This is a genomic window from Silvimonas terrae (assembly GCF_014202765.1).
GTDB lineage: Bacteria > Pseudomonadota > Gammaproteobacteria > Burkholderiales > Chitinibacteraceae > Silvimonas > Silvimonas terrae.
The window spans coordinates 19960-46746 of the sequence record NZ_JACHHN010000003.1 but is presented as its reverse complement, the minus strand read 5'-3'; the positions used below and the strand labels follow the sequence as shown (position 1 = coordinate 46746).

Below are 26787 nucleotides of genomic sequence, written 5' to 3'. Positions count from 1 at the left end.
CGCTGCATCATCTATAAAAAAACGCCGCTGGTCGTTCAGACTGCGGCGTTTTTTTATGGCTGATGCCAGAAAGCGATCAGGCCACGGCCGGCAAGCTGGCCAAATCCCAGCGCGGACGCGCGTTATAGCTGTAACTGTGCGCGGCAAACTTGAGCCGCATGGCCCCCGCAAACGCAATCATCGCCCCGTTGTCGGTACACAAGGCCAGCGGCGGGTAAAACACCTCGAATCGGTGGCGCTTTGCCGCATCGTCCAGCGCATTGCGCAACTGCTTGTTGGCACCTACGCCGCCAGCAATCACGAGGCGCTGCATGCCGGTTTGCTTGAGTGCGGCCACACATTTTTTCAGCAGGACTTCTACCATGGCTTCCTGGAACGCCGCGCAAATGTCGGCCACGGTTTTTTCATCCAGTTCAGCTTGCTGTTTCACCAGATTGAGTACGGCCGTTTTCAAGCCAGAAAAGCTGAAGTCCAGATCGCCAGAATGCAACATGGGGCGCGGCAGTTTGAAGCGCGTCGCATCGCCCTGATCGGCCAGTTTTGAAAGGGCGGGCCCGCCTGGATAACCCAGGCCCAGCAATTTGGCGGATTTATCAAAGGCTTCGCCGGCCGCGTCATCGACTGTTTCACCCAGCAATTCATACTGGCCAATGCCACGCACTGCCATCAGCTGGGTATGACCGCCAGACACCAGTAAGGCGATGAACGGAAATTGCGGACGCGGTTCAGACAGCAGCGGCGACAGCAGATGGCCTTCCAGGTGATGCACATCAATCACCGGTTTTTGCAACGCAAAGCCAAGGGCATTGGCTACACTGGCACCCACCAGCAAGGCGCCGGCCAGACCTGGGCCGGCGGTGTAGGCAACGGCGTCAATATTTGCCAGTGTGAGCCCGGCTTCTGCCATACACGCCTCGGTCAGCGGTAGTACGCGGCGAATATGATCGCGCGAGGCCAGTTCTGGCACGACACCACCATATTCGGTATGCATGGCAATTTGCGAATGCAGGCGATGTGCCAAAAGACCGCGCTCTGTATCAAACAGCGCAACCCCGGTTTCATCGCATGAAGATTCAATACCCAACACCAGCATCTTGCCGCCCTGTGACCTAAACTCTTGGATTAAGGACGTTATCGTACCTGTTCACGCCACACCCGCAAAGCGTTGGGTTTTGACATTTGTTTTCAGGTGGTGGATAATCGCCAGCTTTCTTCCGGGCAATAGCCCTAAACAAACAGGATTTCTGCTCGATGCCTTCTGTACGCGTTAAAGAGAACGAGCCCTTTGAAGTGGCAATGCGTCGCTTCAAGCGCTCTGTTGAAAAAACCGGTCTGCTGACCGAACTGCGCTCCCGTGAATTCTACGAGAAGCCAACTGCTGAGCGTAAGCGCAAGCTTGCCGCTGCTGTGAAGCGCCACTACAAGCGCCTGCGCAGCCAGCAACTGCCCCCGAAGCTGTACTAAGCCGGGTCGCAATCGAATATTGAGAGGCCGCACACGTGCGGCCTTTCCGTCTTTGTGTCGTTCGCGGCGACACCTTCAGATCAAAAAGGAAACAGCATGAGCCTCAAGGCACGTATTACCGAAGACATGAAGACGGCGATGAAAGAGAAGCAGACGGAGCGTCTTGGGACGATCCGCCTGTTGCTGGCTGCCATGAAGCAGCGCGAGGTGGATGAGCGCATCGAACTGGATGACGCCGCCATTGCCGCCATCATCGAAAAAATGCTCAAGCAACGCAAAGACAGCATTACTCAATTCGAAGCCGCGCAGCGCCAGGATCTGGCCGACAAAGAAAAGTTTGAAGTTGCCGTGCTGACCGACTATCTGCCGGCACGCCTGTCTGACGAAGAAGTGGCCGCTGCGGTCAATGCCGCGATTGCCGCTCACGGCAAGACGCCGGCCGCCATGGGCAAGATCATGGCGGACCTGAAGGCGCAGCTTGCCGGCAAGGCCGACATGGCCGAAGTCAGCAAGCTCGTGAAGGCTGGCATGCAATAAGGCAGGAAGGGCACTCGCGTCGATCAAGGTCTGGTTTTGATGGCGTCTGTGTGCCCGTTCTGGCGCGCCGATGGCTCGTATTCCGGACTCCTTCATTCAGGATCTGCTCAATCGCGTTGACGTGGTCGACGTGGTTGAACGCTACTTGCCGTTGAAAAAGGCCGGGCAGAATTACTCTGCCTGCTGCCCGTTCCACAAAGAAAAATCACCCTCGTTCACGGTCAGCCCGACCAAGCAGTTTTATCACTGCTTTGGCTGCGGTGCGCACGGTTCGGCGGTGAATTTTGTCATGGAATACGAAGGGCTGAGTTTTCCGGAAGCCATACGCAAACTGGCAGAATCCGTGGGTTTGCAAGTGCCGGAAGAAGCCGCGCCCAATGAGCCCAAGGCCGAGCCGGGTATTTATGACGTGCTCAAGGCGGCTGGTGATTATTACCGCCAGCAACTCAAAAGCGCGCCGCAAGCCATTGCCTACCTGAAAGGGCGCGGGCTGGATGGCAAAACCGCGGCGCACTTTGGTTTGGGTTACGCTCCGGCCGGGCAGGCGCTCAAGCAGGTATTTGAAGACTACGACTGGAACAAGCTGCTGGCCGAAGCCGGTCTGGTGGGGGATGACGAAGAATCGCATCGCCGCTATGACCGCTTTCGGGACCGGGTGATGTTCCCGATCCTCAATCAGCGTGGTTCGGTGATTGGTTTTGGCGGCCGGGTTATGGGCGACGCCAAGCCCAAGTATCTGAACAGTCCGGAAACCCCGGTGTTTGAGAAAGGGCGGGAGCTGTATGGCCTGACGCAGGCGCGTGCCGCCATTCGTGCCAATGGCCGGGTGATGGTGGTTGAAGGCTATATGGATGTGGTGATGCTGGCGCAGCACGGCGTGGAATATGCCGTGGCAACGCTGGGTACGGCATGTACGCCGCATCATGTGCAAAAACTGCTTAAGCTTGCCGATGAAGTGGTGTTCTGTTTTGACGGTGACAAAGCCGGCCGCAAGGCGGCGTGGCGTGCGCTGGAAAACAGTCTGGAGTACCTGGTCGATGGCAAACGGCTGGCCTTCCTGTTTTTGCCGGAAGAGCACGATCCGGACAGCTATGTGCAGGAGTTCGGGCGTGAGCGCTTTGAAGAAGTTGTGAGCCAGGATGCTGTACCGCTGGCGCAGTTTCTGCTTCGCGAACTTTCCGCACAAGTTGAACTGGACACCGAGGAAGGGCGTGCCAAACTGGTTCATCTGGCCAAGCCTTTGCTGGCCAAGGTGCATGCGCCGGCTTATGCGCTCATGGTCAAGAAACGGCTGGCGCAATTATGCCAACTGGAACTCTCGGAACTTGAACCCATATTGAGTACAGGGCAGGGTGGCAGTGGCAACACTGCACAAGATCATCATTCTTACGCACCACCGCCGGGCTACGCGCCCATGCCTCAAGAAGAGGGTTGGCAACCGGTGCAGGATTATGAGCAGGACGGCGGCGCTATGCAGCAAGGGCAACGCCGGTTTCAGCGTCGTAGTGAAGGTGGCTGGAAGGGTAAGCGCAAGTCGGGTGGCAAGTGGCGCAACGATGAGGACGAACGTCCGTTTTTGCCGCCGCGGGTGCAGCCCGACATGGTGCAGGGTCTGTTGCAACTGGTGTTGTATGAGCCGGTACTGGCGACGGGTGTAGAGCCAGTCTGGTTAACCTGGCCGGACAATGGCGACGATCTGTTGCTTGATGTCCTGAAGTCGGCCCGGCAACACGGGGCACGCATGAACTCTTCGCAATTGCTGGAGTTGTGGCGTGAATCCGAGTACTACACGCGGTTGGCAGCGCTGGCCGCCAGGGGTGCTGAAAAATTTGACCGCTGGCCGCCGGAAGAGCGTCAGTCGGAGTTTGCAAATTCGCTTGTGGCGGCCGGGCAAAGTCTGGTGCGCGCGGCTACACTGAACCGAAAGGCAGAACTGGAACACAGGCAGGCCCATGGCGGGCTCTCCGATGCTGAAAGGCAGGAATATATGACCTTGTTGATCCAGTCCCGCTCATCGGCTAACTGACATGTTGCGCATCTATTCTTGCGCAATAAGTCCGGTCTGAAATGTACAGACTGGAACAATTGTAAAATGAATCTTCTGTTCCCATGTGGATCAGAGGGTTATCTGATATAATCCTCGGTTTTTCCGAATCTTTCTGAGTCTCACGAGTCATGGCGGCAGAACACGAATTCGATAAAGAAGACACCGAACGCACCGATTTCCGCGCTGGCGGACGGGAAAGCGACGATGAACCCCTTGATCCTGAAGCCCGTAAGGCCAAGTTCAAGTCCCTGATCGTGCTCGGTAAAGAGCGCGGTTATCTTACATACGCTGAAATTAACGACCACTTGCCTGAAGACATGCTCGATGCCGAGCAGATCGAAGGCGTGATCAGCATGATCAGCAACATGGGCATCCAGGTCTACGATGAGGCACCCGATGCCGAAGACCTGCTGATGTCCGACGCCACGCCAGCCGTGGCGGATGATGACGCTGTAGAAGAAGCCGAAGCTGCGCTCTCGTCAGTGGACTCCGAATTTGGTCGTACTACCGACCCGGTGCGGATGTACATGCGCGAAATGGGTACGGTGGAACTCCTGACCCGCGAAGGCGAAATTGAAATCGCCAAGCGGATTGAGGACGGCCTCAAGCACATGATCCAGGCGATTTCGGCCTGCCCGACCACCATCACCCAGATTCTGGAGCTGGTGGACAAGGGCCTGAACGACGAAATCCGCATCGACGACATTATCGACGGCTTTATCGACCCCAATGCGGTTGAGGAAGTCGCGCAGCCGCCGGTTGAAGTGGTCGAAGAAGAAGCGCTGGAAGACGACGAAGAAGGCGAGGAAGGCGAAGAGGGCGACGATAGTGCCGCCATCTCCAGTGCCAATCTTGAGCTGCTGAAGGAACAGGCGCGTGAGCGCTTTGAAATCGTCCGTGCCGCTTACGCACGTATGGTGGCCTCGCTGCAAAAAGACGGTGTGCAAAGCAAGGGTTATCTGGAAGCGCAACAAGTCATCTCTGATGAATTCCAGAACATCCGCTTCTCTGCCCGCCAGGTCGAGTTCCTCTGTGATCACCTGCGCACCATGGTGGATGAGATTCGCGGCTACGAGCGCGAAATCATGGACCTGTGTACGCAGAAGGTCCGCATGCCGCGTGAACATTTCATCAAAACCTTCCCGGGTCGTGAAACCGATCTGGAATGGGTGATTGAAGAGTTGTCCTCCGGCCAGGCCTATGCCGAAGTGCTTGAGCGTTATCAGCACGCCATCATGGAAAAGCAGGGCCGACTCAAAGAGTTGCAAGAAGTCGCCATGCTGCCGATCAAAGAGCTCAAGGAAATCAACCGTCAGATGTCGACGGGTGAAGCCAAGGCTCGCCGCGCCAAGCGCGAAATGATCGAAGCCAACTTGCGTCTGGTGATCTCGATTGCCAAGAAGTACACCAACCGTGGTCTGCAGTTCCTCGATCTGATCCAGGAAGGCAACATCGGCCTGATGAAGGCCGTGGACAAGTTCGAATACCGTCGCGGTTACAAGTTCTCCACCTATGCCACATGGTGGATCCGTCAGGCCATTACGCGTTCCATCGCGGACCAGGCGCGCACCATCCGGATTCCGGTTCACATGATCGAAACGATCAACAAGATGAACCGTATCCAGCGCCAGATCCTGCAGGAAACCGGTCTGGAGCCGACGCCGGAAGAACTGGCTGGCCGCATGGAAATGCCGGAAGACAAGATCCGCAAGATCTTGAAGATCGCCAAAGAGCCGATCTCTATGGAAACCCCGATTGGTGACGATGATGATTCGCACCTGGGTGACTTCATTGAAGATTCGGTGACCGTGGCACCGGCAGAAGCTGCGGTCTACGCCGGCCTGCGTGAAGCCACGCGTGAAGTGCTCGACACCCTGACACCGCGCGAAGCCAAAGTGCTGCGCATGCGTTTCGGTATTGATATGAGCACGGATCACACGCTGGAAGAAGTGGGCAAGCAATTCGACGTGACCCGTGAACGGATTCGTCAGATCGAAGCCAAGGCACTCAGAAAGCTGCGCCACCCGACCCGTTCGGAGCGGCTGAAGAGTTTCCTTGAAAGTGTGAGCAACGAGCCGTAATATCACGCCTCCCGGTCGGGTCACTGACCGGGAGTTTGTTTGATATGGGCCTCTAGCTCATGCCTGGTTAGAGCAGCGGACTTAACAAAGCGTCTTTCCTGTAGCCTGCAAGGTATGGATGACGTTGTATGGGTTGCCTTGGGGCAAGTTAGCTCTGCCCTCTGGTAGAACTGCTCAAATTCGGGGAAGCCTCTGGTATCGATCACCTCGACGCCGTGGTAATCCCGAGCGAAGCCCGCAAGCTGTGTGGCGGGAACGTGTAGAGACTGTACGGGCAGGTCGTAAAGACAAGAGACAGTCCAGACCACAAACCCGAAAGGGGCGGCGAAAGCCGTAGCTGGTAAGCATAATCCGTTGGTGCCGGGTTCGACTCCCGGGGGGCCCACCAGAATATCCGGTCGTGTCATCACATGACCACAGAAAACCCCGCTCAAGCGTAAGCCTGGCGGGGTTTTTTCATGCTTTGCGTTTGTGAGGTGGCGGGGAGCCATTTGCGCTGGATTGCCGCAGATGAGCGTGATCAGCTTGCCACGATGGGCGTCGACCGGCAGGCTTTTGATATCACGAGACATCTGCGAAAAGCGCCCCTGTTGGTCTTCACAGTTGTGGCGCCAGTCTGCCACACAGTAATCTGGTCCCCTTTGGTCAGCTGCGCATTATTTTGCGAAAAACATGAATAAAAACAGTTTGATTGGCATGGTGCTCTTGTCACTGTCGGTGTCACTGACTGCTTGTAATCATGATCAGAATGACCCCGCGCCAACGCCGTCTGATAGTGACACCCCCGGTGTGTCACCCACGCCTGCGCCAACCCCGACGCCGGTTGTGCAACAGTTACCCACCATAGGGGGCACGCTGAGTGGACTGGCCGCGCTGACTTCGGTGACCTTGCGCAACAATGGTGGAGACGCGCTGACTCTGACGGCCAACGGGCCGTTTTCTTTTGCAACGCCTGCTACGGCGTATGCCGTGACCGTGGGTGCGCAGCCGCCGGGTTTTCAGTGGTGTACGGTGACCAATGCCTCAGGCGCGGCGGTATCCAGCATCAATACGATCAGCGTGACGTGTGCCGGCGCGGTGGGGCAAGTCCAGACGGTCGCTGGCGCGGCCAACACGCCCGGTAACCAGAATGCGCAGGGCCCGGCCGCACGGTTCGCGGATCCCCTCGGTCTGGCGGCGGATGCGGCTGGTCAGGTGTATGTGGCCGATTTCGGTAACCAGCAAATCCGCAAAATTGCGGCTGATTACACGGTGTCCGCGCTGGCCGGCATTGCCGGTACGTCAGGTCATGCGGATGGGCCAGGCGCTACCGCCGGGTTTTACTACCCGCGTGGGGTGGCGATGGATGCCGGCGGCTACATGTATGTTGCGGACACCAACAATAATGAAATCCGCAAAATTGCGCCCGATGGCACGGTCAGCACGCTGGCTGGATTGTGGTCCAGTGCGGGGAACAACGATGGTCAGGGGGCGGGCGCCTCATTCTTCTTGCCCGGCGGGGTGGCGGTTGACGCCCAGGGGGTCGTGTATGTTGCGGACACAGAAAACCACAATATCCGCAAAATCATGCCGGATGGCACGGTGACGACCCTGGCCGGACGTGGCGTGGCGGGAGATGCTGATGGCATAGGCAATGCAGCCGCATTTGATGAGCCCGGCGCGATTGCGGTGGGTGTTGATGGCACGGTGTATGTGGCCGACACGACTAACAACAAAATCCGTAAAGTGGCCTCCAATGGGATGGTCACCACCCTGGCAGGTTCCGGCGTGACGGGGAATGCGGATGGGGTGGGTGCCGCCGCGCAGTTTTTCTCACCCTACGGGATCGCGATCGATGCCGATGGCAACGTCTATGTGGCGGATACCAATAACCGGGAAATCCGCAAGATCACGCCTGATGGCACGGTCAGCACGCTGGCGGGAACGAGTGCGGTCTCTGGCGTGGCCGATGGCAAAGGCGCAGCGGCCACATTCCAGTTTCCGTACGGTATCACCGTGGATGCGGCGGGTAATCTGTATGTCTCTGATTACAGCGCGGCCACCATTCGCAAGATCACCCCGGTTCAGCCGTAACGGCACGGTAAACGTGTTGCAGTGCACAGCGAGATTGCATTCAGTTTGATTCTGACTGTATCTTTCTATTCGTATTCATGAATAGAAAGCGTTTGAGCGGATTCTTGATAGAGAATCAGTTCAATGCCTACAGACAGGATGGCCCGTCGTGACTGAACACCCTCACCGTAATGCGGCTCCCCTGGCCGTGCTGGTTTGCGAAGCCTTGCCCCGCTCGGGCGAGAATGGACCGGGGAGCTACAATATGACCATTCTGCGGGCCATCGCAGCATTGGGTTACCGGCTGCATCTGGTGGTCACGGGGCTGAATGTCGCCGGGACCGTGGTCGCGCCGGAGGTGCCATGCACGGTCAGCTATCTGCATGCTCGGCAGGTGGGGCGCTGGCTGCTGCCTTTATCCGTGGGGGCCGCCGCGCGCTGGGTGAAAAACCGGCTTGGGCTCAAGGGGCGCAAAACGGCCACAGACAAGGTGGCCTGGATCGGGCGGTTTTTGTCAGAGCCTGAACTGGCGCGTATCCCAACTGGTTTGCCGGCAGAACCCGTGGCGGTATTGCTGGTCGACACCATTTTCCGTGCTGATGCGGTGCGCGCCATCCCGCAGGCCCGCACCAAAGTGCTGATTGCGCACGATGTGTTTCACCTGCGCTGTGCCTCGTTCCGTGCCAACGGTTTCATGCCACGCCCGGCAATAGTGCCGGAGCAGGAGGCGGCCAGAGCCCGCCTGTTTGACGCCATTATTGCCATCAACCCGCACGACGCCACCGAACTGGCAGCACTTGCCCCGGCAGCCCGGGTAAGCACCGTCTTGCCGGTGGTGGCCAATGCCGGGCGTGTGCCTGGCCCCCAGGCGGGGCATGAACGCCAACCTCACCGGATTTTCTATCTGGGCTCCCGGGCTTATCACAATGTGGATGGGCTGCGCTGGTTTCTGGAACACGTCTGGCCCGTGGTGCGCGCCAACGTGCCAGACGCGCATCTGGATGTCGCGGGCGCGGTCTGCGGTGAATTTGCGGGGGCCGGTCCTGGGGTGACTCTGCATGGACGGGTAGATGATCTGTCCAGCGTCACCCGCTACTGCAGTTTTGCGGTGAACCCGGTGCTGATGGGCAGCGGCATCAAGATCAAAATGGTGGATTACTTTTGTGTCGGTCTGGGGTGTATCACCACTGCCAATGGTGCCGCAGGTTTTCCTGAACAACCCGCGCCCCCGTTCGATGTGGCCGAGGGCAAAGCTGATTTTGCCAGTGCCGTGGTGCGCACCATGCAACAGCCCGACCACGCCGCCTTGCTGCGGGAGCGCACCATTGCCTACACCCCGCATTTCTCTGCAGAGGCCGCCGTGGCCCGCTTGCGTGAGCTGCTTCTATCCGGTGGGGGCGTGGCGCTGGCGGCTGCGGGCTCTGCGCCGGCAGATGCGCTGGTCCAACCCTCAATCTGACTTTCCCTGGCCTGGTCACTGTGGTGGCGCAGGCCATTTTTTTGCCTGGTACAAAGAAAGGTTCGACCTTGCTGCTGACTGGTTTCTATTTTTGAGGGCGACCGTTGTTCAGTCGGCGGTGGAAGCCGCTACCCTGATGGTGACCTTGCAACTGGTTGAAATCAATATGTTTTCTTTTGAAATTGTATCTGCGCTGCACAAATTCATCAGAATTTGCGTTTATCTTTTCAGTAAACGACGACATTCATTTAAAGAAGTAATAATTATTTGAAAGACTCTGGTAAAAAAGTATAAAGAAGCAAAGTTGTGCCCGGCATGCCCGAACGGGGAGGCGCCGCCGGTAGGGAGCAGTCCACATACAAGCTGTCAGGAGATACAAATGAAAACAAGACTGAAATTACTGCCACTAAGCTCGGTACTGGCTTCTGCCCTGTGCGCAGCCGCCTATGATCCCACTGACTCGATCAGCACTTACGCAGAGTTGGGCTACGTCTATGACAGCAACGTCTTTCGGCTGAGCGACTCACAAGACACTGAGGCCGTGCTGGGCAAGGATCATCGGGGCGACTCCATCGTGACGCCTCAGGTGGGCGGGCATATCGACGCCACACTGTCGCGCCAGGTGTTTTCTGTCGATGCCAACGTTTACATGCCGCGTTACCTGTCATTCAGCCAGCTCAACTATGTGGGCTGGAACAACAGTCTGGGCTGGAATGGCGAGATTGGTCACAACTGGTTTGGTTCGGCCTCGTTTGGCGACCAGAAGGTGGTGTCTGACTTTGGCGATATCCTGCTGAACCAGGAAGATCTGATGCGCACGCTGACCGGCAGCGCAGAGGCCGGTTACCGCATTAATAGCAGTGTGGCGGTGGTGGTCGATGCCAGCCGTGCCAAGGTGCGCCACAGCCAGGAAACCATTCTGGATCTGTACAACGACCAGTACGGCGCCAAACTGCAATACACCACGGATCGGGGCGGCGTGTTTGCCTTGGGTGAGCGCTATCAGAAGGTGGATTACAACAGTCAGACCTTCAATGGCTTTACCGTGAACCAGGATTACACGCAGCGTGTGACGCAGCTCACAGCCTATTATCCGTTTGACCCCCGGCTGGACATCGCCGGTGGCTATGGTCTGGTGAAGATCCATACCGACACTACGGATCAGAGCGACTGGCAGGCCAATGCGACGCTGAATTATCACGCTACCGATCGCACCAAGTTTTCGCTGGGCTATTCGCACGCCCTGAACGCGCCGGGCAGTACCTACGGTGAGTCGATCAAATCACACTATTTGCTCGGCACAGAGTGGAAGGTCACCGACAAAATTGTGACCAATGCCTCCCTGGCTTACGACAAATACGACTATCCAGCCTCGTTGAACGTCGCGGCGTACAACGACAACGTCAAGACAGCCAATGTCGGGGTGAGCTGGAAACCCCGCTCTTCTATTGAGACTTCGGTCTACGCCACCTGGGCTAACCGTGATTCCACGGTTGAGCTACGCACATACGACGACTGGCAACTTGGCGCAACAGTCAAAATCCTTTTTTAAATAGCTTAAGTCATCTTTAAGGTTGTAAGGAATATTCTAACAATCGTAGAAAGTAAATCACTTGTGTTTTGTGTTTATCAGATGTAAAAAGCTTTCTGGAAGTTTCTTGCTGCGTTGCACAACGGATAGTCCTGAAAACAGGCGTGCCCTTGAAAGCCTGATTTTTTCTGGGTTTTGCAATCAGCAATGATAACGACCCGCTTGCATGGTGACGGTTTGACCACCGTAGCGATGGATGCGACGTGACGAGCCCGATAAGGACCCGGTCACACTGGTATTCGGGATCTATCAGCATTTGCTGACATTACTTTTGTAACTAGTAAGTAATGTGGACTGGTTCAAACCCCCTGGACACGGAGTTGACGCCATGGAAAGACTCATTAACCGCAGCCCCAACGTAGAGCAAATGGCGCAGCCGCTCACCCACGGTAGCGGCGGCAATCTGCTGCATTTTTCCGCGCGGGAAGCCGACGCTCCGGCAGTGGGCATGCTCAACGACCGGTTTGAAGAGTTTTCCAAGGCCGCTCCGATTGCCAGTCTGTTCAAGCTGGTGATTGATCCGGTCATGGTGGTGGCGACGTTGCTGGTGCTGGCCCGGGCGTTTGACCTGGCTTATGACGGCTACATCATCATCCTGGCGGTGATTGCCTTTTTGTTGTCGGCGCTGATTCTGGAAGGGACCTTCCTGTTTGTGCCGGGTTACTCGCGGCCTTTGCTGGGTATGGCGCGTTTTGCCACCGGCTGGGCGCTGATCTGCGCGCTGGTCATCATGATTGGCTGGGCGACGCACTGGTCGGTGTATTACGACGAAAACTTTGTGCTGTCCTGGATGCTGCTGGCGCCGATCAGCCTGGTGGCAACGCACTGGCTGATCCGGGTGGGTTTCCTGTTCAAGGAAGGCCGTTCGCGCTCGCAATCGGCCACCCGCAAGGTGGTGGTGATCGGGGCCAACAAGATGGGCCGCGCGCTGGCCCGCCGCATGCAGCACAGCGCCTTGCAGAACATGACGTTCCTGGGGTTTTTTGATGACCGCGGGCTGGATCGGCTGGAAGGCGTGCGCGAAGAAGAATTGCTGGGCGGGCTGGATCGGCTGCCGGAGTTCATCCGCAATAACGATGTGCATGAGCTGTATATCTCGTTGCCCATGACCAAGCAGCCGCGTGTCATGCAGATGCTCGATGAAATGCACGACAGCACGGTATCCATTTTCTTTGTGCTGGATTTCTCGGTGTTTGATCTGATTCAGGCCCGGTTTGAACTGGCCGCCGGCATGCCGGTGGTGGCCGTGTGCGAAAGCCCGTTCCTGGGTTTGCGCGGCCTGGCCAAGCGGTTCTCGGACATTGTGCTGGCGACGCTGATTCTGTTGTTGATCTGGCCGGTAATGCTGGCGGTGGCCATTGCCGTCAAGTTGACCTCCAAAGGGCCGGTGTTTTTTACCCAGCAACGTTATGGGGCGGATGGCGAGCGGATTACGGTTTACAAATTCCGTTCCATGAAAGTGCATTCAGAAGATGCCGGTATGGTGACTCAGGCCACGCGTAATGATTCACGGCTGACTCCTATTGGTGGTTTTTTGCGCCGGACCTCGCTGGATGAATTGCCGCAATTTATCAATGTGCTGGAAGGCAAGATGAGCATTGTCGGGCCGCGTCCGCACGCCAATGCGCATAACGAGATGTATCGCAAGCTGATCAAGGGTTACATGATGCGTTACAAGGTCAAGCCGGGTATTACCGGTTGGGCGCAAGTGAATGGTTATCGGGGTGAAACTGAAACCCTGGACAAAATGCAAAAACGTATTGAATACGATCTGGATTATTTGCGTAACTGGTCTTTGTGGCTGGATATCAAAATCATTCTGGCAACGGTCATGATGATTATCCGCGACAAAAATGCGTATTGAAAAACGGATTTGACAGAAGGAATCAAGGGGGACGTATGGTGCAGCAGTTTGGTTTCAATTTTATCCTGGCATTGGCGGTTACTGCCGCATTGTCGGGGTGCAAAAATGATACGCAGGCCAATGCACCGCCCAGCCAGGTGCTGGCCCGTGTCAATGGCGATGAAATCACCGTGAATCAGCTTAATTATTTGCTGGCTTCGCAAAAATCGGTGGATGACCAGACGCGGCAACGCATGCTGGAAAACCTCGTGACGCAAGACGTGCTGGTGCAAAAAGCGGTTGAGGCCAAGCTGGATCGGGACCCGCGCGTGCTTTCCAGCATCGAGTTTTCCCGCCGGCAGATTCTGGCTCAGGCCATGCTGTCCAAAGAAGTGGGTACACCGCAACCGGTGACGGATGCTGATGTCCAGAAGTTCTATGCCGAGCGGCCTGAATTGTTTGAAAAGCGCAATATATATACGCTGGACTCTTATCTGGTGGCCAATAACACGCTGACCGATGCAGTAAAAAAACAGCTTGATTCCGTCCATACCCCGCAAGATATGCGTGCGACCTTGCAAGCTGCCGGTATTACTTTCCGGGAGGCGCAAGAACGTACCCCGCCAGAAAAAATGCCGCAGCAACTGTTGAAGGTCGTTACCCCCCTGAAGGCGGGTGATGTCGCCATCGTGGTGCAAAACGATCAGGCCATGCTGGTATTGCTCGATAGCGTGCAACCTGTGCCGGCTTCATTGAAAGATGCAACGCCTGCCATTCAGGCTTATTTGCAGCAGGAACGCGCGCAAAAGCTGGCTGAACAGAAAATTGAAACATTGAAGAAAGCGGCAAAAGTGGAATACGTGCAGCAATTTGCAGCTGCTGCACCCCAGGCCGCTCCGGCTGCCGCAACACCGGCAAATAACAACGACCATATCAAATCAGGGATGGGTCTTAAATGAAAACACTGATAACGCTATTTGTACTCTGCATGCTGGCGATTGCAATGCAGGCTAAAGCGGCTGACTCGGGCGAATATCGCCTGGGTACCGGCGACGTATTGAAGATTTCGGTTTATGACCATCCTGAACTGGAAAAAGAAATTCAGGTCAGCCAGGAAGGCACGATTACCTATCCCATGATTGGTACGGTTTCCGTTAAAGGTAAAACCTTTTCTGAAGCGGAAGCGCTGATTGCCAAAAAACTGGTTGATGGCGATTTCATCAAGAAACCCAATGTCAATATTCTGGTTTCTCAATACAAAAGCCAGATGGTATCCGTGGTGGGCGAGGTGAATCACCCTGGCCGTTTCCCGCTGGATTCCTCCATCAATGTGGTGGATTTGCTGGCTCTGGCCGGCGGTATTTCCGTGAACGGGGGCGACCGCATTTTTCTGGTGCGGGATAACCAGCGCACTGAAATTCTGCTGCCGCGGCTGGTCTCCGGGGGCGATGGCGCTGCGGTACTGGATACCAAACTGAAGAATGGCGACGTGATCTACGTGCCGCGTATGGCCATGGTGTATGTCTATGGCGACGTCAACCGCGCCGGTGGTTTCCGGCTGGAACAGAACATGTCGGTGATGCAGGCGCTATCGCTGGCCGGTGGCTACACCACCCGGGCATCGCACTCCAGCCTTGTGGTTACGCGGACCAGTGCAGACGGCAAGGTGACCCGCATGGATGCCAAGCCGGATGACCACTTGCAGGAAAACGACGTCGTTTTCGTGCCTGAAAGCATCTTCTGAGTGTCGGAGAGAGCGATGACAATCGGACAACTTTTACAGATTCTTAAAGCGCGCAAGCGGCTGGTGCTGCTGGTGCTCTTTCTGATGGTCGCCATGATGGTGGCAATCGTGATGTTCTTCCCGCCACGCTACGCGGCCGAAGCCATCCTGACCATTGATGTGGGCTCGGTCGATCCGGTCAGTGGTCAGACCGATAGCCAGACCAGTGCACCAGGTTACTTGTCGACCCAGGCCAAGATCATTGAAAGCCATAACACGGCCATCAAGGTCATCCATGCGCTCAAGCTGGGTGACGACAAAGCCGTGCAGCAGAGCTACATCGATGCCACGCAAGGCAAGGGCACGCTGGATGACTGGCTGGCCGACCGTTTGCTGCACGACGTGAAAGCCACGGTAGCGCGGGATGGCAACATCATCACCATCAAATACACGTCACCAGATCCCAAGTTCTCTTCCATGATGGCCAATGCCTTTGCCGCGGCGTATGTGCAAATGGTGACGGATCTGCACTCGGGCACAGAGCAACAGAATAACGCCTTCTTCCAGTCCCAGCTCAAGACCTTGCAGGCCAACCTGGCCACCGCGCAGCAAAAACTGGCGGTGTTCCAGCAAAAGAACGGCATTGTCGCCACGGATGAAAAGATGGATGTTGAATCCCAGCGCCTGACCGAACTGTCCACGCAAATGGTGGCGGCGCAGGCCCTGGCGCTGGAAGCGCAATCCCGGGCGCGCGGCAGCAGCAACCAGCCCGATGTGATCAACAATCCGCTGGTGCAGAACCTGAAAGGGCAGGTGGCGCAACTGGAGGCCAAGTTCAAGGAACTGGCCGCCAAGGAAGGCAGCAACAATCCGGCCTATCAACAGGCGCTGGCGGAGTTGAACGAAGCCAAGGCGCAACTGGCGCAGGCCATGGCGACCTACAGCCAGGGTTTGTCCAACGGTGCCAGCAACGCCAGTTCGCGTCTTGCCGGTCAGCAAAAAGAAATGGAAACGCAGCGTGAAAAACTGCTGCAAATGAAGACGTTACGGGCGCAGTCGCAAATCATGGAGCGTGAAGTGGAAAGCGCCCAGAACGCCTTTGATACCGCCTTGCGCCGGCAGACCGAGACCTCCTTGCAGGCCCGCGTGACCCGTGGCGATACCGGCATGCTCAAGTCCGCACCGGAACCCTTGGGCCCGTCCTTCCCCCGTCCGGAAATCATGATTCCGCTGGGCATCATTCTGGGGCTGTTGTTCGGCGGGGCACTGGCCGTCGTGGTGGAACTCTCTAACCGCCGCCTGCGCTCTGTCGTGGATGTCGAACTGCTGCTCAATCTGCCGGTGCTGGCCACCATCAATACCAAGCACGGCAAGGTTGCGCTCTTGCCCCAGCGCGGTACAGCCAAACTCACGCTCAATCACGGAGCAGGCTCATGAAAAATGAACTGATTGTCGCTGAAGCCGCGGACCAGTCCGCGCGGATCGGGCAGATTTTGCTGGGTGACGGCAAGCTGACCCAAGCCCAGGTTGACCAGATTACCGAAGTACAGATGGAAACCGGCATGCGCTTTGGCGAGGCCGCCATCAAGCTGGGCCACGTCACGGATGAAGATATTCGCCGCGCCGTTGCCCGCCAGTTTGATTACTCCTGGCTCGATGCCCGGGATGGCGCCTATGACGCCTCTTTGGTCGCCGCCTACAAGCCGTTCTCCCGCGAGGTGGAACAACTGCGTAACTTGCGCAGCCAGTTGGTCCTGCGCGAAGACGCGGTGGCCGAGCGCTGCTTTGTGGTGGCCAGCGTGGATGACGAGTCGGCCTCCAGCTGGGTGGCGGCCAATCTGGCGGTGGTGTTTGCCCAGTTGGGCGAACGCACCTTGCTGATCGACGCCAATCTGCGCTCGCCCAATCTGCAAAAGCTGTTTCGCCTGGGTACCGGGCATGGCCTGGCCGACATTCTGGCCGGCCGCTCGGGTAACGACTGCATCCAGCACCTGGGTCAATTGGGCGATTTGTCGGTGCTGACCTCCGGCACTGTGCCACCCAACCCGCAGGAACTCTTGAGCCGGCAGGCTTTTCGCGGCCTGTTGCAAGAAGCCCGCCCGCATAACGACGTGATCATTATCGACAGCCCGCCGCTGACCGATGGCGCTGACGTGCAATTGCTGGCCGCGCGGGCCGGTGCCGCCGTGCTGGTGGCGCGCCGGCACAAGTCTTCGGTGCGCGCCATGTTGCAGCTGCGCGATGAATTGCTGGTCACCGGTGCCACGGTGCTCGGCGTGGTCATGCTCAACTAATCAAGCCCGGAACCTGGTGAAAAGGCCCGCCCTTATGGATCGCATTCCGGTTACCCCGCAATTTGCCCTGCCGGGTCTGTTCAACGGACGTCGTCTGGCCGTGCTGGCATTTGCCAGCGCGTTGTTGCCCACGCTGTACACGCTGATGAACACGCTGTGGGCCACGCCTGATCAGGAACATGGTCCGATCATTCTGTTGCTGGTGCTCTGGCTGTTCTGGCGCAAGCGCGGCGCGCTGGCGGCGTTACCGGTGCGCCCTGCCGCCGTGGGGTGGCTTGCCTTGCTGGTGTTTGCCTTGAGCTACGGTCTGGGCCGCTCGCAAGGGATTTACTTCCTGGAAACCGGCTCGTTCATCGTGCTGGTGGCCGGCTGGCTGTTGCTGGAAAAAGGCTGGGCTGCGGTGCGGCTGATGTGGTTTCCGCTGTTTTTCATGCTGTATTTGCTGCCCTTGCCAGGCCCGGTGGTGGATGCCATCACCTCTGGCCTGAAAGAGTCGGTGTCGCATGTGGCAGAGGCCGTGTTGTATTGGGCTGGTTATCCGATCGCCCGTAATGGGGTGGTGCTCAACATTGGCCAGTATCAGTTGCTGGTGGCGGATGCGTGTTCCGGGCTCAACTCCATGTTCAGCTTGTCAGCCCTGGGTTTTCTGTTTGTGCATATCACCCAGCCGCCGTACTGGTGGCAGCGCGTGATCATCATTCTGGCGCTGCTGCCCATTGCCTTTATTGCCAATGTGGTCCGTGTCATGGCGCTGGTGTTGCTGACCTACTACCGGGGCGATGCGGCGGGCCAGGGCTTTATGCATACCGCCGCCGGCCTGACCGTGTTTGTGGTGGCGCTGGTGCTGGTTGGCATCCTGGGTGAAATCCTGATGCGGCTGGGGCGTCATGCGCCCAAAAGGAGTCTGCAATGACGCTGGCTTTGCCCACTATGCAATGGCGTCCGGTCTTGCTGGCGGTGCTGATTGCGGCTGGCCCGGTGCTGGCCTGGTCGTTCACACCACACCACTTGATGGCCGATAGCCGCCAGAGCATTGATCTGGAAAACACCATGCCCAAGCGCATTGGCGAATGGCAAATGGTGCCCGACGCGGGTCAGGCCGTGATCTCGCCCGACGTGCAAGCCGCGCTGGACAAGTTTTATTCGCAGACGCTCTCTCGCGTGTATGTGAACCCGCAGGGTTATGCACTGATGTTGTCCATTGCTTATGGCAAACAGCAGACGGATTCGCTGCGGCTGCATAACCCGGAAATCTGCTATTCCGCACAAGGTTTTGCGCTATCTGACCGCGCCAATGCCACCGTGCTTAACCCGTCCGGGCCCTTGCCGGTCAAGCGGGTATTTGCGCAGGCCGGCTCCCGGTCCGAGCCGATTACCTACTGGATCACGGTGGGCGATATCGTGGCCAATGAAACCACCCACCGCAAATTGCTGCAGGTTCAATATGGCCTGAAAGGGCAGATTCCGGATGGCGTGCTGGTGCGGGTTTCCAGCCTGGATACGGATACCGGCCGCGCCTACGCCATGCAGGATTCGTTCATTCATGCCATGAACAAAACGCTGTCGGCTGACGCCTTGCGCATGATGATGGGGCAGGGCTCATGACCGCCATCCGCCAGGTGCGCCCCCAACCTTCGCTGGCTTTCCGGGAAGAACAAGCCCGGCCCAAACCGGACAAGGAATGGAAGCGGTTTCGCAATTACTGGTTATTTGCCAACGGCTTCATGATGATCAATCCGGGCATGCTGCTCGGGCTGGGTAGTCTGAATTCGGTAGAGCGTTTCCTGTTTTTGCTGGCAGGCGTGTCTTATCTGCGTACCCGCAAACCGGACCTCGTCAACCTGGGGCTGTTTGGTGGCATTGTCGCCCTGACCTGGGTGTTTGGTTTGTTGACCTCTTTTCCGGACTTTTCCTGGTTCCGCTACGCCCAGGCCATTGTCTCGTTCTTTGCCGTGATGTGCTTTATGTGCGCCTGGCCCACCCAGCGTGAACGCAAGCTGATGCTGTGGACACTGGCCATTGTGCCGATCGGCATGGTGGCGCTGGGTGGCGTGTACCAGTTGGGCGGGATCGGCAGCGTGCTGGCGCATGACTACACCGGCGTGACCCGCTTGCAAGGCAATTCCATTCCGGCGTTTCTGGCTGCCGCCGGGTTTGCCGGCAGCGTGGCCGCCGCCTTTTTGACGACGACATATGACCGGCGCTGCATTGTGCTGGCGGGTCTGAATCTGGCGATCACCATTTTGACCGCCACGCGCATGCCCTCTGCGGCAGCCCTGATTGCGGCCAGCGTCATTTTGTTCTCTGGCCTGCGCTCCGGCGTATGGCGGCTGATCTTGCTGTTTTATGGCGTGGCGCTGCTGGCCGGCTTTTTTGCCCTGTTTGGCCAGCAACTGCTGACCCGGCTGGAAGCCGGTGGCTCCAGCGGGCGTGAGCTGATGTGGAACGCCTTGCAAGCTGCGCTGGAACACTACCAATGGACTGGCGTGGGCTTCGGCCATCACGGTTTGTTGATCCCCGAAAGTGTGTCGCACTTTACCGGCACGGTGGCCGCGCACAACGAATACCTGCGCATTGCGGTGGAGTTGGGCTATGTCGGCGCCGGCATTTTTCTGCTGCTGTTCGTCAGCATGTTTGGCCGTCTGCTGCTGGACCCGCGCAACGGTAACCGGCTGGCGTTCTTTGTCACCGTAGCCATGTATTTCATGGATTCGTATTCCGACAACACGATCACCGCCACCAGCTGTTTCATGATTCTGGTCGCCGGCCTGACCGGTGTGGCACTGGCGGACCCCGTTCGCCGCAAAAAACACGAGACCCCGGTCGCCATGACAGGCTGGGCCGGACCCCAGGCACTGAATGGCAATCCTGGCCTGCGTGCCGCACGCCGGGTCGTCAGCTGAATGGCCCGGCCGCGTGATGCGGCGCAGTTCCTGGCCGGCCGGGAGGCGGGACCAGCACAAGAAACAAACAAGACAAGCCCGGTTTACCGACGGGGTTTGTCTGGATCGACAGACCGCACAAGGGAGAAACCTGACCATGCAACCGTCTCACCACGTTTGCGTTCTGGCCACTGGAGGCATGCATGAGTGCCTTTGATAGCCAGTTGCTGCCTGCGTCGACCGGCCAGAGCCAGACAGAGGCCAGTGCCACCGCAGCACCCGTACCGGCCGATATTTCGGTGCGCTTTGCGCTGTTGCGGTTTCCGCTGATCGTGGCGGTGGTGTACATCCACAGCTTTGTCACTACGGTGGGGCTCTCGTCCTTTCGCATTGGCGACATGTATTCCTCGCCCGTCTCATGGATGGTGCGGGAGTTCTTCTCCCAAGAGGTGTGCCGCATTTCTGTCCCCGGTTTTTTCCTGATTTCCGGATATATGTTTTTCTGGAATTTCCAGGGTACCTGGCAAGGCTATGCCGGCCGCCTGAAAAAACGCGTGCCGACGCTGCTGGTGCCCTACGTATTGTGGAACCTGCTGGTGATTGGTTTTTACGCCGGCTTGCAAAGCATTCCGGCGGCCAGCGGGTTTATCTCCGGGCAAAACCTGCCGATTGCCCGCTTTGATGCCATGGATTGGCTCAACGCCTTTATTGGCTGGCGGGCGTATCCGGCGGCATACCAGTTCTGGTTTATCCGTGACCTGATGGTCATGGTGTTGCTCTCCTTGCCGCTGTACTGGCTGTTGCGCTACGCCAGCCATGTGCTGATGGCACTGATGCTGGCGGCCTGGTTTTTACAGTTGCTGCCGGGTATTCCGCCGTTTGATGAGCCACCGCTGTTTTTTGTGGCAGGCGCCTACATCGCCTACCACCGCATCGGCTTGTCCGGGCTGGACCGGATCGGTCCCTGGCTGACCGCACTGACCCTGTTGCTGGCTGGCGTCTCCACCGCCAATGAAGTGGGCAACCTTGGGCTGGGCGCGGTGCCGCATCAGTTAATGATCCTGTGCGGGCTGGCCAGTCTGTATTGGCTGGCCGGGCTGGTGCGGGTGCAATCGGCCTTGTTCAAGGCACTGATGTGGGGCGCTGCTGCCAGTTTCTTTGTGTTTGCCGCGCATGAGCCACTGATGATGGGTGTGCGCAAACTGATCTATTACGTGCTGCGGCCAGATGCGGATGGCGCACTGCTGCTGTATTTCCTGATCCCGCCGCTGGTGATTGGCATCTGCCTTGCCATCTGGAGTGGTATGCGAATTGCAACGCCGCGCGTGCTGGCGGTGCTGACCGGAGGCCGTCTATGACCCCCATCCCCACCCTGGTCCAGAACGCCCGGGAAGCCGCGCTGGATTTTGTGTTGTTGACCACTTGCGACTATCAAGGGGGCCGCCGTGATGAACTGGAACGGCTCATCGACAGCGTGAAAAAGAGCGTGGCCGAGCATGGTTTGCGCGTGCGCCACTATCTGTTGCTGCAACGCTGCCAGGCCGAAGACGTGGCGCCCGATGTTCCCGAATACACGGTGCTGATGCGGGTGGGTCGCCAGGTCTCGCTCTCGGCCGCGCGTAATCTGATGTTGCGGCAAGTCCATGCCGACGGCGTGCTGGCGCGGGCTCGCACCGTATGTTTTCCGGATGATGACGCCTGGTATCCGGACGGCACGCTCAGCGCCATTGCCACCCTGTTTGCCCGCGATGCGCAACTGGGCGTGATCATCTGCCGTTATGCCTCCAGTCCGGTGACGATTGCCCAATGCCCGGGTGGGCTGGCACTGGCAAAGCGGCCAGGTTCCAGACAGTTTGTGGTCAACGCCTCCTCCAACACATTGTTTGTGCGGGCGGCGGTGGTGGAACACGTGCGTTACTTTGATGAGCGTCTGGGTGTCGGTGCGGCGCTCAATGGCGGGGAAGACCTGGATTTTGCGCTGCGTGCCCGTGCCCAGGCCAAGGGCAATGCACTGTGGCTGGATGCACCGCTGGTGGGGCATCGCGACAAAAACCGCACGCTGCGTGCCCGCTACTTTACCGGCAGCCTGTACGCCATTGCCCGGTCCTCCGGTGATCCTGGCGTGGCGGTGCAGGCCCTGCGCAAGGTCGCGGTCGGTTTGTACATGGTGTTGACCGGCGATTTTGCGCCACGTGACTTGCTGCACTCCGTGCGTGTGGGTTTGCAAGCGCGTACCCAGCCAGAGCCGGAGGTCAGCAGCCAATGACCCAGGATTCTGCATCCGCACTCTATACCGGTCAGGTGCTGACCAATGCGCCTGGCCGGGAAGCCGCCAGCACGCGCTGGCCAGATATCGAGCGCGGCAAGGGGCTGGCCATCATCCTGGTGGTGCTGGGGCATTTGCTGCGCTACGACACGCTGTCTGAACCGGCCTGGTATGAATGGGTCAAGCACACCATTTATTACTTTCACATGCCGTTCTTCATGTATCTGAGTGGCTTTGTGTTTTTCCTGACCGGTGCGCAAACCACCTGGGGCGGCGCGTTTGGCCAGTACCTCAAGCGCCGGGCTAACCGTTTGTTACTGCCCTTTGTGCTGTTTGCCGTGTTGATTGTCACCGGTAAATATCTGGCGGGGTTCTACCTGTACGTACAAGACCGTCCGGATGGCGGTTACTGGGCTGGTTACTACCACTTGTTTATCCAGACCGAAGACAGCCCGGCGCTGTCGGTCTGGTATGTGATGGTGCTGTTTGTCTATTCCGTACTGACCCCCGTGCTGTGGCGCTGGTCGGGTGGACGCATCCTCTGGTTGCTGGCGCTGGCCGCGCTGCTGCACTTTGTCCCGCTGACGGACGATTTCTACCTGGATCGGGTAGCGCGCTTCTTTGTGTTCTTCCTGGCTGGTGGCGCCATGGCGGTGTATCGCACGCAATGGCTCAACTGGGTGGACCGGCTGGCCTGGCCCGCGCTGGCCTTGTTTGTGGCAGCGGCCGTCAGCATGAATGACACCCCGTACACCCTGTTTGTGGTGGGTGGTTTGTCGCTGTTTGCGCTGCATGGCCTCGTGCGGATGCCTTTTCTGGGGCAGGACAAGCTGCTGTACTTTTTTGGCCGTAATTCGATGGTGATCTACCTTTTCAACACGATTTTCATCGGTCTGGCCAAAGGCGTGTTCATCAAGTTTTTCCCATACACCGGCAACTGGATGTTCCTGTTGTTGCTGGTGACGTTCTGCGCCGGGCTGTTGTTACCCGTGCTGCTCAAACAGGTGATAGACCGCTTTGCGTTTATGAAGCCGGTCTCCCGCATCATTGCCTGAGCCAGGGGTATTGCCATGAATCCGTTGATCCGCGCTTCATTTGATCTTAGCCCCAAGCCCACCGCGGCCCCGATCATGGAGGCGTGCGCATGAGCAGCCAGATTGATGGCGGCGTAGCCGTGCTGGGCAAAGATAATGTCGCTGGCAAGGTGCGTTCCGGGCTGATCTGGTCGGCCATCCGTAACTGGGGTGGCCGTCTGGTTGGCTTTGTTATTTATTTCCAGTTGGTGCGCTTGCTGGAACCGGCCTCTATCGGCGCTTTTGCTGCCGCGTTTGCCGTGTTCTCGTTCCTGGAACTGTTTGTCGATCAAGGGCTCGGTGACGCCATTGTGCAGCGGCCCAATGTCACGCAGGGCCAGCTCAACACGGTGTTTCTGGTTAATTTTCTGTTGTCGTTGGTGGTGGTGGGCAGCATCTGGCTGGCCGCGCCGCTGATTGAACATGCCATGAAGATTCCGGGGCTGATTGCCATTTTGCGGATTGGCAGTTTGTCCTTGTTGATCAATGCCCTGGGCTTTTGCCAACTGGCGCTGTTCCGCCGGGATTTCCAGTTCAAACGCCTCGCCATGCGCGGGCTGGTCTCGACAGTGGCTGGGGGCGTGGCGGGTGTGGTGCTGGCCAGCCTCGGTTTTGGTGTCTGGGCGCTGGTGGCGCAATTGCTGGTGGCGGCCGTGATCAACCTGGCCATGCTGTGGTGGCGCTCGCGCTGGTATCCGTCGCCTGAGCTGGATTTCACCGGTCTGGGCCAGATGAGCCGGTTTGGATTAAATATCCTGGGCATCCGCGTGGTGGAGTTTGGCGCTTACCGGGTGCTGGATCTGGCCGTCGGCTTCTGGATGGGCGTGGTCGCGCTGGGCATGTATTCCGTGGGCTCCAAGCTCTATTACATCTTTGCCCAGTTGCTGGCGTCCGTGCTGCTGGATGTCGCCATGCCCGCGTTTTCACGCATTGCCGGGGATCGGGTACGCCTGCGGGAGGTGTACTACCAATCGGTCTCCATGACCGTATTCTTTGCGGTGCCGGTGTGGATACTGGTGGCGGTGCTCTCGCCGGAATTGTGCCATGTGGCCTTCGGCGCGCGCTGGGCCGGCAGTGAACACATTCTGTTCCCGCTGGCGCTGGTGGGGGCGGTGCAATCCATACAGTACTACGACAGCACCATTCTGAATGCCTGCGGCAAACCATCGCATTCGCTGATGCTCTCGTCGTTCAAGGCGATTGCCGTGTTGATCAGCATCTGGTTTACGCACCATTACTCGCTGCAGGTCATCATCATGGGCTATGTACTGGCCTTGCTGGTGCCCATGCCGCTGAGCTTCTGGTTGACCCGCAGTGCGCTGGGCTTGTCCTTGCCGGAACTCTTGAAACACATCATGCCGTTTGGGCTGGCGGTGCTGGTGATGGCGATTGGCGTGGTGCTGCTGCAAGGGCCGTGCGCCACCATGCCGGCCTTGCTCGGCCTGCTGTTCAAGGGCTGCGTCGGCGTGCTGTTGTATCTCGCCACGCTTTGGCTGTTTGCCCGTCAGCGTCTCCTGACTTTGCTGTCTTCTGTGAGGAGCATGAAACGTGGCACGGCCTGATCTGATGACTTGCCTGTTGGCGCTGCTGCTGGTGGCGGGCCCGGCCTCGGCCGAAGACGACCAGTCCGTGCGTACCCGCATGGCCGAGGTCAAAGCCGGGACCGGCCCTTACGCCCCGGGCCGCCAGGCGCAAGAAGACTGGGACCGCGCCCGCAACCTGATGAACTCAGACCCGGCCTGGCGCGATTTCATCACGCAGCGGCGCTATGCACTGAACGCCTGGATGAAAGAGCAGCATGATGATCCCACGCAAGCGGTGGGTTGGGGCCACGATTATGTGGATCTGGGCACCGGGGCCTGGCTGACCTGGACGCCATCGACCCCCATGCCGGCGGCTACTGGCAACAACCAGAAGCAGATTGCCGCCTGGGTGGCGCTGATGCGCATGTACAACCTGGACCGCATGCTGGATGCCGCGCGCCTTTACAAGCTGACTGGCGATACCCGTTATCGGGACTGGGCCGCTGCGCAGATGGATTTTTACGCCCGCAACTACCAGAAGTTTCCGCTGCAAACCTGGAACGGTCAGTCGCGCATGTTCAGCCAGGCGCTGGATGAATCCACCCAGATGTTTGCACTGGTCGATATCGTGCGTTTGCTGCGCGGCAGTGTGGATCAATCTCGCATCACAGACTGGCAGAACAATCTGTTTGCGCCCATGGTGAACCTGCAACTGCAATCCCGGCACGAGGTGCACAACATCTCGGTCTGGGAGTCTGCTGCCGTCACGGCGGCCGGCATGGAGTTTGCCAAGCCAGACTGGATCGCCGCCGGCACCCAGGGCCCGCTGGGCCTGCGCGGGCTGCTGGATGCAGGCATGTCGGCAGATGATTTCTGGTTTGAGGGCACGCTGTCTTATCAGGAATATGTGGTGCAGGCGCTGGTCTCGGTGCTGACCGCCGCGTCCGTGCGCAATCAGCTCGATAGCCTTAAAGATGTGCTCTGGCGCGCGCAGAACTTGATGATCGCCCCGGCGCAACTGACCTTCCGTCCTGGCGTGACACCCGCTATGAACGACACGCAACCCAACCGGCCCAGCCCCAACCGGCCATTGTGGTTACAGTCCTGGCGCGTCTTGCCCACCTGGATGGGGCTGGCAGATGCAGCCAAAACCCGGGATTGGAGCACCTTCCTGGATGCCCCGCCTGCGGTGAGCAAACCCGAAGCGGCGCCGGCGGTGAAGACGGCGCATTTTCCCGGGCTGGACGCCATCCAGCTAGTGAACGGGCAATGGCATGCCTTGCTGGTCTATGGCCAGAAATCCCGCTCGCACGCTCACCAGGAAGGGCTGAACCTGCAAGTGCAATACGGCGACGACTGGATTTTGCGCTCACCGGGCACGGTTGGTTATGGCTCGCCACTGCATGCCCGGTATTTCCGCCAGGGGGCGTCGCATAACGTACCGCTGGAAGAGGGCGATGGTCAGTTGCCGTACCCGGCCGAAGGACGCTTTGTCAGCCTGACCGACGATGCCGCCGCCGCCGCGCAACCCACCTGGCGTAAAGACGCCGCTGCGCAGCGGCAGGTCACCATTCATGGCAACGAGTTGACCGACACGGTGGAGATCACCCGCCAGGCGCAAACCCCGGCGCGGCTGGGCATGACCTACAACACCAACTGCCAGGTAAAAGCAGAGGGCGCCGGCAACGGGAGCGGCGCTTTGCCGGCGACCAGCGCGTTTTCCTACTGGAAAAACACCAGCATTTATGATGTCCCCGGCAACTGGTCGGCGGTCATGCAGTGCGGCGCACACAGCTACCGCTTGACGGTCTCTGGCCCGCAACACGTGTTTGTCGGCGTGGTGCCGGACTCGGTCAAGCCGTATGCCCGTACCGGTATTTATCTGGAAGGCAATGCGGCCGCCGTCCGTTTTGTCACCCGCTTTAGCCCGATAAATTGAAATCGACAGGACA

At 58.3% G+C, this 26787-nt stretch carries 22 protein-coding genes; 21 read left to right on the top strand and 1 reads right to left on the bottom strand.

Annotation, left to right across the window (positions count from 1 at the left end):
* Positions 1–76: 76 nt before the first annotated feature.
* The gene (gene tsaD / locus HNQ50_RS07515; RefSeq protein WP_184099235.1) at positions 77–1093 is read right to left on the bottom strand and encodes a tRNA (adenosine(37)-N6)-threonylcarbamoyltransferase complex transferase subunit TsaD; all 1017 of its coding nucleotides are present in this window, start codon (positions 1091–1093) and stop codon (positions 77–79) included.
* A gap of 158 nt (positions 1094–1251) precedes the next feature.
* Here tsaD and rpsU point away from each other — a divergent pair, with 158 nt between their 5' ends.
* The 21 genes from rpsU (at position 1252) to HNQ50_RS22470 (ending at position 26774) form a co-directional block, all read left to right on the top strand.
* Complete coding sequence (gene rpsU / locus HNQ50_RS07510; protein ID WP_053936257.1) at positions 1252–1464, top strand: 30S ribosomal protein S21; 213 nt, start codon at positions 1252–1254, stop codon at positions 1462–1464.
* A gap of 96 nt (positions 1465–1560) precedes the next feature.
* Entirely contained in the window at positions 1561–2001 is a 441-nt protein-coding gene (locus HNQ50_RS07505; protein WP_184099234.1) for a GatB/YqeY domain-containing protein, read from the top strand.
* A gap of 70 nt (positions 2002–2071) precedes the next feature.
* On the top strand, positions 2072–4027 hold the full coding sequence (dnaG, locus tag HNQ50_RS07500; RefSeq protein ID WP_184099232.1) for a DNA primase: 1956 nt from the start codon (positions 2072–2074) through the stop codon (positions 4025–4027).
* Positions 4028–4176: 149 nt separating this feature from the next.
* A complete protein-coding gene (gene rpoD, locus HNQ50_RS07495; RefSeq protein WP_184099230.1) occupies positions 4177–6129 on the top strand; it encodes an RNA polymerase sigma factor RpoD in 1953 nt (650 codons plus the stop codon).
* A 672-nt stretch (positions 6130–6801) separates the two neighbouring features.
* Positions 6802–8202, top strand: coding sequence for an NHL repeat-containing protein (locus tag HNQ50_RS07490; protein WP_184099228.1), 1401 nt, complete (start codon positions 6802–6804; stop codon positions 8200–8202).
* Positions 8203–8350: 148 nt separating this feature from the next.
* Positions 8351–9640: a glycosyltransferase gene (locus HNQ50_RS22475; protein WP_184099226.1), complete on the top strand. Its 1290-nt coding sequence runs from the start codon at positions 8351–8353 to the stop codon at positions 9638–9640.
* Complete coding sequence (locus tag HNQ50_RS07480) at positions 9615–9911, top strand: hypothetical protein (protein ID WP_184099224.1); 297 nt, start codon at positions 9615–9617, stop codon at positions 9909–9911. Before HNQ50_RS22475 ends, HNQ50_RS07480 begins: the two co-directional genes overlap by 26 nt.
* Positions 9912–10019: 108 nt before the next feature.
* Entirely contained in the window at positions 10020–11192 is a 1173-nt protein-coding gene (locus HNQ50_RS07475; RefSeq protein WP_184099222.1) for a porin family protein, read from the top strand.
* Between the two features lie 367 nt (positions 11193–11559).
* Positions 11560–13095: an undecaprenyl-phosphate glucose phosphotransferase gene (locus tag HNQ50_RS07470; RefSeq protein WP_246428635.1), complete on the top strand. Its 1536-nt coding sequence runs from the start codon at positions 11560–11562 to the stop codon at positions 13093–13095.
* A 35-nt stretch (positions 13096–13130) separates the two neighbouring features.
* Positions 13131–14033 (top strand): EpsD family peptidyl-prolyl cis-trans isomerase, encoded by a 903-nt coding sequence (locus HNQ50_RS07465; protein ID WP_184099220.1) that lies wholly within the window; start codon positions 13131–13133, stop codon positions 14031–14033.
* The gene (locus tag HNQ50_RS07460) at positions 14030–14818 is read left to right on the top strand and encodes a polysaccharide biosynthesis/export family protein (protein ID WP_184099218.1); all 789 of its coding nucleotides are present in this window, start codon (positions 14030–14032) and stop codon (positions 14816–14818) included. Before HNQ50_RS07465 ends, HNQ50_RS07460 begins: the two co-directional genes overlap by 4 nt.
* A gap of 15 nt (positions 14819–14833) precedes the next feature.
* Complete coding sequence (locus tag HNQ50_RS07455; protein ID WP_184099216.1) at positions 14834–16234, top strand: Wzz/FepE/Etk N-terminal domain-containing protein; 1401 nt, start codon at positions 14834–14836, stop codon at positions 16232–16234.
* A complete protein-coding gene (locus tag HNQ50_RS07450; protein WP_184099214.1) occupies positions 16231–17091 on the top strand; it encodes a polysaccharide biosynthesis tyrosine autokinase in 861 nt (286 codons plus the stop codon). The genes HNQ50_RS07455 and HNQ50_RS07450 overlap by 4 nt, the downstream gene beginning before the upstream one ends.
* Positions 17092–17125: 34 nt before the next feature.
* Positions 17126–18004, top strand: coding sequence for an exosortase B (gene xrtB / locus HNQ50_RS07445; RefSeq protein WP_184099213.1), 879 nt, complete (start codon positions 17126–17128; stop codon positions 18002–18004).
* Positions 18001–18696 carry an exosortase-associated protein EpsI, B-type gene (epsI, locus tag HNQ50_RS07440; protein WP_184099211.1) on the top strand — a complete coding sequence of 232 codons (696 nt, stop codon included), beginning with the start codon at positions 18001–18003 and terminating at the stop codon, positions 18694–18696. Before xrtB ends, epsI begins: the two co-directional genes overlap by 4 nt.
* On the top strand, positions 18693–19994 hold the full coding sequence (locus HNQ50_RS07435; RefSeq protein WP_184099209.1) for an O-antigen ligase family protein: 1302 nt from the start codon (positions 18693–18695) through the stop codon (positions 19992–19994). The genes epsI and HNQ50_RS07435 overlap by 4 nt, the downstream gene beginning before the upstream one ends.
* A gap of 182 nt (positions 19995–20176) precedes the next feature.
* Entirely contained in the window at positions 20177–21331 is a 1155-nt protein-coding gene (locus HNQ50_RS07430; RefSeq protein ID WP_184099207.1) for an acyltransferase family protein, read from the top strand.
* Complete coding sequence (locus HNQ50_RS07425) at positions 21328–22239, top strand: glycosyltransferase family 2 protein (protein WP_184099205.1); 912 nt, start codon at positions 21328–21330, stop codon at positions 22237–22239. Before HNQ50_RS07430 ends, HNQ50_RS07425 begins: the two co-directional genes overlap by 4 nt.
* Positions 22236–23294 (top strand): acyltransferase family protein, encoded by a 1059-nt coding sequence (locus HNQ50_RS07420; protein ID WP_184099203.1) that lies wholly within the window; start codon positions 22236–22238, stop codon positions 23292–23294. Before HNQ50_RS07425 ends, HNQ50_RS07420 begins: the two co-directional genes overlap by 4 nt.
* 89 nt (positions 23295–23383) lie before the next feature.
* Positions 23384–24874: a lipopolysaccharide biosynthesis protein gene (locus HNQ50_RS07415; RefSeq protein ID WP_184099201.1), complete on the top strand. Its 1491-nt coding sequence runs from the start codon at positions 23384–23386 to the stop codon at positions 24872–24874.
* A complete protein-coding gene (locus HNQ50_RS22470) occupies positions 24861–26774 on the top strand; it encodes a heparinase II/III family protein (protein ID WP_184099199.1) in 1914 nt (637 codons plus the stop codon). The genes HNQ50_RS07415 and HNQ50_RS22470 overlap by 14 nt, the downstream gene beginning before the upstream one ends.
* The last annotated feature ends 13 nt before the right edge of the window (positions 26775–26787 follow it).